Here is a 6087-nt window from a genome sequence, read left to right on the forward strand (position 1 = left end):
CTTTAAGAGCGACTGCATTCAGCTTGACTTTGATGCCGGCTTCTTGCGCAGCGTCGATGCCTTCCATTACCCGGTTGAAGTCACCCCAGCGGGTAATGGCCCGGAATTTATCAGGATCCAGCGTATCCAGTGATACGTTTATACGTTTGACGCCATGGCCGGCCAACTCAGGCGCAAAGCGTGCGAGCTGCGAGCCGTTTGTGGTGAGGGTCAACTCTTCGAGCGCACCGGACTGAAGATGACGCGAAAGCTCTCCGATCAGATGCATGATATTTTTTCGAACCAGCGGCTCGCCGCCGGTAAGACGCAGTTTTTTCACGCCCTTCTCGATGAATGCTGTGCAGAGCCGATCCAGCTCCTCGAGCGTCAGCAGATCCTTTTTCGGCAGGAATGTCATGTGTTCCGACATGCAATAGGTGCAGCGGAAATCGCAGCGATCCGTCACTGATACGCGCAAATAGCTGATCGTTCGCCCGAAAGGGTCGATCATTGGGGCCTGATGTGCCGTCGTATCGAGCAATGCAACGTGATCCAAGAGCTTCCTCCTACCAAAGAGATAGGGTGCCGGCTTCCAATTGTCCAGCCGTCGGACGAGACAAACGCTGAGGCTTTTCCACGCAGTTTGTTCAACCCTGCGTTCGTTGCCGACCGCGTCTAACAAAGCAGAGAATTGGCCGTGTGCAAGCGAAACAGTCTGCACAGTGCCAGCCGTGTATTGGAAAGGACGGACTTGCGGGGATCGATCCTTGTTCTTACAGAAGAGGGAGCACGAGGAGCGTTCGCGATGACTAATGCCTGGCCCAAAGAACTGCGCGTAAGCAAAGACCGCCGATCGCTTACGATCGTCTTCGACAATGGGGAAAGCTATGTGCTTACGGCGGAGCTTTTACGGGTCGCGTCACCTTCGGCGGAAGTACAAGGGCACTCGCCCGAACAGCGCCAGACAGTGCCGGGCAAAATAAATGTTGAGATTGCCAAGATGGAACCCGTTGGAAATTATGCCGTGCGCATCATTTTTGACGATATGCACGATACTGGCCTGTTCAGTTGGGACTATTTGATCGATCTTGGGCGTAACAAAGATACACGCTGGCAGGCCTATCTCGACGAACTTGCCGAGAAGGGTTTAAGTCGCGAACCGTTCACGCCGCGGCGAGTTACTTGAGTTACTTCAAGACAATGCCATGCGAATRCAGCCTTCCTATAATGCCAGAACCATAGGTTGCAGGAGATGACAAGAACATGCGCAGTGGGCGAGTGGTCCGATGGCCATTTGCCGGCTTGGCGTTCGCGTTGACCCGTAAGAAATATTCTCTTGCTAAGTGTATCCTTCGCGTTGGCGAGTGACATTAAAGAATTAATTTCAAGAACTTCCAAACACAACATAGACATGCCGAGAAACTTGTTCCTCATGTTCTCCAATTCGATGCAGTGCGTCGCTTCTTCTGGAGTATTATTGCGATTTTTGGGAATGAACTGGATTGGTCAACTATTTGTGTGATGAATTAACATGAAAGTGAGGGTGAATTGGGATAAATGTGTCAAAACCAGCACACAGCTTAAAATTGTGCCGCGGCGAGTTAATATTTGGGGGCGGGGCATTGTTAAAAGAATCTAAATACGATGCGGTCAAACTGGCTACACACCTCATCAATGGCTCATGTTCATCCGTGGGCAATACAGTTCCAGCTGGGCACGCATCATGAATTCCCGTTCCAAAAAAAATGCAATCTTACTGGCCGCGATGTTGTCGGCCACAGCCATCCCGATGTCGCCGGCATCGGCAGCCAATAACCTGATGGAACTGCTGTTCGGCAATCGCCGCGTCGAGTCGCGTCCTGTCGACCAAACACATCAGGTCCATCCTGGCAGGCTGCAAGATGCGAGCGTGCGGCGTCCGAACGCCCCTATCAAGCGCGTGGTCGTCACAGCGCCGACAAACTATGACTACAAGCCCGAAGGCCTGGTTCAGATCGATTTTTCCAAAGTGGATACACAGATCACGGCTTCAGCCGATCATAGCACGGATGTTTCTCCATCAATGGCGATGGATGAATTCGGACTGAAGATCGACCATCTGAAGGCTGCTCACGTTCTGGCCGAAAAGGAAATCTCTGACGCGATTGTCTCGTATTACGCCACGAAGCAGCGCCCGATCTGGACGGCTTCTTATGATGTGACACGACAGGCGAAGGCGGTCGTGGCGCTTTTTGCAAAGGCTGCGGACGATGGTCTTGATCCACAGGACTATGCAGTTGCGGTGCCGAGTGACGATTATGATCGTGCCAACATTCCAGCGCGACTAAAGGAGCTTGCAGATTTCGAGTTGTCGATGTCGGCACGAGCACTGCGCTACGCCATGGACCAAGGTGAGGGCCGCATCAACCCAAACCGCCTCAGCGGGTTCCACGACTTTGCCACGGGCCGGGTCAAGCCGCGCGACGTGATCGAACAGCTTGCTTCGTCGAACGATCCCGCCGCGACGCTTGTTGCTTTCGAACCGCAGAATAAATGGTATGCCGAGCTTAAACAAAATCTGCACGAGCTCGATGACACCAATGAGCCGACTGTGAGCATTGCTCCCGGCACAATGATCCGCCCGGGCGACATAAGCGATGAACTTCGCAATGTCGTAGCGCTGATCCGGGCGAAAGCGCCGCAGGACTATTTGGCAGAGCATAAGATTGTGCTGGCCGCGCACGAAAACAGCTATGTCTATGACGAGAGTCTCGTCCAAGCCATCAAGGACTTTCAGAAGGCGCAGGGACGCAAGGCCGACGGTGTAATCGGCAGCAATACCATCAAGTCGCTTCAAACTGAAACAACTCTGTCCAAACGGAACCGTATTTTGTATTCCATGGAGCGGCTGCGCTGGCTGCCGCATGATTTCGGCAAGCGCTATGTTTTCATCAATCAGCCTGCCTACCGGGCCCAGTACTTCGACGACAACACAGAAAAACTGGCGATGAATATCGTGGTCGGATCGCCCACGAACCAGACCTATTTCTTCGATGATACGATCGAGACTGTTGTCTTCAATCCATCCTGGGGGGTGCCGCGCTCGATCATTCTCAACGAGATGATGCCGAAGATACTCAGCAATCCGTCCTATCTCGAAAATAGTGGATACGAGGTCTATGACAAGTCGGGGCGCGTGGTTCCGTCGAGCTCGATCAATTGGTATCAGGTTGCTTCAAACGGCGGTGGCGTTGGCATTCGCCAGAAGCCGAGCCTCGACAACGCTCTCGGAGAACTGAAGATCCTCTTCCCGAATAGTCACGACATCTATATGCATGACACGCCGGCCAAATCATATTTCAAGCGGGACATGCGGGCATTGAGCCATGGCTGTATCCGCCTGGAGCGCCCACGTGACATGGCCGCGGCAGTGCTCGGCGTTCCAGTCGAAGATCTGAAACAGTACTTCGGCAAGAACGAACGCAGCGTCAAGGTGAAGGATCAGTTGCCGGTCTACGTATCCTATTTCACAGCGTGGCCGGACGCGACGACAGGCGAGATCAAGTACTATGACGACGTCTACGAGCGCGACGCTTATCTCGAAAAGGCCTTCGTCAAGACGCGGGCAATGCGACAGGCAACAAGCGTCCAGACTGCGAAACTATAAAGGCAGCGCCCCTAGTCGTTTTTGATTTCGAAAGGTGGCAGGCTTTGGAATGCAAGTTTCAAGGCCTGCGACCAGCCATCCGAAATCATTTCATAATAAGGATCATGGCGTTCGATGCGTTTTTCGAAACCAAGCTTGAGACTGTCCGACTCGTAGAACTGTAAATCCAGCGGCAGTCCAACTGACAAGTTGGATTTCAACGTCGAATCGAAGGAAACCAGCAACAGCTTCGTCGCTTCCTCGAAAGTCAGTGCAGGGTCGTAGGATCGCACGATAATCGGCTTTCCATACTTGTGCTCACCGATCTGGAAGAAGGGTGTATCCGGCGTCGCCTCAATGAAATTTCCCTCAGGGTAGATCAGGAAAAGCCGTGGATCGCCGCCTTTGATCTGACCACCGAGGATGATCGATGCGCCGAATGAATCGGCGCGCTGCCCGCCCGAATCCACCTCGTCGATGACATGTCTAATTGTATCGCCAACGAGCCTTGCCGTCTGGAACATCGATKGCATTTCGTAGATCGACGGCGACCGTTCGGATGGCTCCTTGGTGCGTTCGTTCAGGATGCTGATGACGGCCTGGGTTGTTGCCAGGTTACCAGAGGAAACCAGCGTGATAACGCGGTCGCCGGTCTTGGCCCAGGTATACATTTTCTTGAACGTGGAAATATTGTCGACACCGGCATTTGTTCTCGTGTCAGACATGAACACAAGGCCGCGGTCCAGTTTGAGCCCCACGCAGTAAGTCATAGCGAATCCCGAATCCCGATAGTAGAGCGATTACTGCTCTACATTGACTTCCACGGCAAGTGATTCAATGCCCGGTCCAAAGCGTATACCGGAAACTGGGGCCGCTTCGCGGTAATCGAGGCCGCAAGCCAGACGCACATAGGTTTCATTCGGACAAATATCGTTGGCTGCGTCGAATCCCACCCAGCCCAGTCCTTCTATATGAGCCTCCGCCCACGCGTGGCTTGCCGTCTGTTCAATCGTGTTGTTCAGCATGAGATAGCCAGACACGTAGCGTGCAGGAATATTGAGCAGGCGCGCGGCGGAAATGAAGACATGGGTATGGTCCTGGCAGACACCGCTTCCGTTGAGCAGGGCCTCCTCGGCTGTCGTGTTGATGTTGGTAGTGCCTGGTGTATAGGCCATTTTCTGATGCAACAGTGCCATCAGTTCGTGCATGATTGCCAGTTTGTCGCTACTGGTCGGCAAGCTTGCTGCCAATTCGCGGATCGAGTCACCCGGTTTGGTCAAGTCCGTTTCACGCTCGTAGAGCCATATCGGCATGAAATTATAGACCTTGCCGAGAACGCCTGTACGATCCTCGGTTTCGACTTGGCCCTCGGCGCGTATGACGAGTTCCTCGATGTCGCGATCAAGCCGTATCAGCATGGTGCGATTGCCATAGCCGTCACGGTAGTTCGCTTCCTGTGTCGCGCCCTCTATCTTGAGTGCCCAGTCGATGACTTTCTGGCCCGGGCTGCTTTGTGGATGCATGCGCAATCGCAGCACCGAATAATGAACCGGAGTGTCGTAGCGATAGCGGGAATTGTGCTGGATGTTCAAAAGCATGATCTTCAATCGAAATTGTATGCGTGAGCAATCTTGCTGCTCAAGCTGTTCGTTTGATAAATGAGATCGCTCAGAAATTCGTGTAACCCATTGTCAAAAATGGTGCGGATCTCATTGTTCTCTAGCCGGGTCATAATACCCTCGGACATGTCATGGCATTCGTGCCGCTTGCCGTAGTCGAGGGCAAGGTATTTCAGATTATCCACGATATTGGAGTAGCAAAAGTTCAGGGAGCGGGGCATGCGTGAATTCAAGATCAGATAATCCGCGATATTCACCGGATTGTATTCGACATCATAGACCCAGCGATAGGAGCGGTGTGCGGAGACGGATCGCAGGATAGATTCCCATTGGAAGTTATCGAGGGTCGTTCCAACATATGAAATCGAGGGAAGCAGCACGTAATATTTGACGTCTAGAATGCGCGCGGTGTTATCCGCCCGCTCGATGAAGGTGCCGATGCGCGCGAAATTGAAAATTTCGTTGCGCAGCATTGTTCCGTGAAAAGCACCACGGATAATCGCAGTTTCGCGCTTGATCTGATCGAGAACGCGTGGAAGGTCGGTTTCGGGGATGATTGAGGCCAGTGTCGATTTGAGCACCATCCAGGTCTCGTTGACGCTTTCCCAAGCCTCACGCGTAAGCGCAGTGCGCACCATGCGTGCGTTGGATCGCGCGGTTTCGACACAAGCCATTACGCTCGAGGGATTACTCAGATCACGCAACAGGAAATCGGAGACAAGGCTCGCATTGTACTCCTTGTATTTGCTGTCATAGCCGATCTTTACTCCCGCGCTCATCAATACGGAGGACCATTCCTCTGGGGCGTCGGATGTTTTCGTCAGTGCCATTCGCAACCCGGCATCGATGAGCCGTGCCATATTC

At 53.1% G+C, this 6087-nt stretch carries 6 protein-coding genes; 2 read left to right on the forward strand and 4 right to left on the reverse strand.

Annotated elements, in window-relative coordinates:
• The coding region (locus ACXJ5O_RS16405) for a GTP 3',8-cyclase MoaA (RefSeq protein ID WP_457300823.1) at nucleotides 1-490 on the reverse strand (490 nt) is incomplete at its 3' end.
• Between the two features lie 294 nt (nucleotides 491-784).
• On the opposite strand from ACXJ5O_RS16405, the gene ACXJ5O_RS16410 reads away from it, so the two are divergent.
• Together ACXJ5O_RS16410 and ACXJ5O_RS16415 are read left to right on the forward strand one after the other, a co-directional pair.
• Nucleotides 785-1165, forward strand: coding sequence for a gamma-butyrobetaine hydroxylase-like domain-containing protein (locus tag ACXJ5O_RS16410; protein ID WP_457300818.1), 381 nt, complete (start codon nucleotides 785-787; stop codon nucleotides 1163-1165).
• Nucleotides 1166-1702: 537 nt separating this feature from the next.
• Nucleotides 1703-3625, forward strand: a complete 1923-nt coding sequence (locus ACXJ5O_RS16415) for a L,D-transpeptidase family protein (RefSeq protein ID WP_457300819.1) — start codon at nucleotides 1703-1705, stop codon at nucleotides 3623-3625.
• Between the two features lie 11 nt (nucleotides 3626-3636).
• On the opposite strand, the gene ACXJ5O_RS16420 is transcribed toward ACXJ5O_RS16415, so the two are convergent.
• From ACXJ5O_RS16420 to ACXJ5O_RS16430, 3 genes are all read right to left on the reverse strand, one after another.
• Entirely contained in the window at nucleotides 3637-4374 is a 738-nt protein-coding gene (locus ACXJ5O_RS16420) for a peptidase (RefSeq protein WP_457300820.1), read from the reverse strand.
• A gap of 30 nt (nucleotides 4375-4404) precedes the next feature.
• Nucleotides 4405-5202 carry a transglutaminase family protein gene (locus ACXJ5O_RS16425; RefSeq protein WP_457300821.1) on the reverse strand — a complete coding sequence of 266 codons (798 nt, stop codon included), beginning with the start codon at nucleotides 5200-5202 and terminating at the stop codon, nucleotides 4405-4407.
• Between the two features lie 5 nt (nucleotides 5203-5207).
• Nucleotides 5208-6087: alpha-E domain-containing protein (locus ACXJ5O_RS16430; RefSeq protein ID WP_457300822.1), on the reverse strand; the 880-nt coding region annotated here is incomplete at its 5' end.

The sequence above is a fragment of the Phyllobacterium sp. P5_D12 genome (assembly GCF_054049495.1).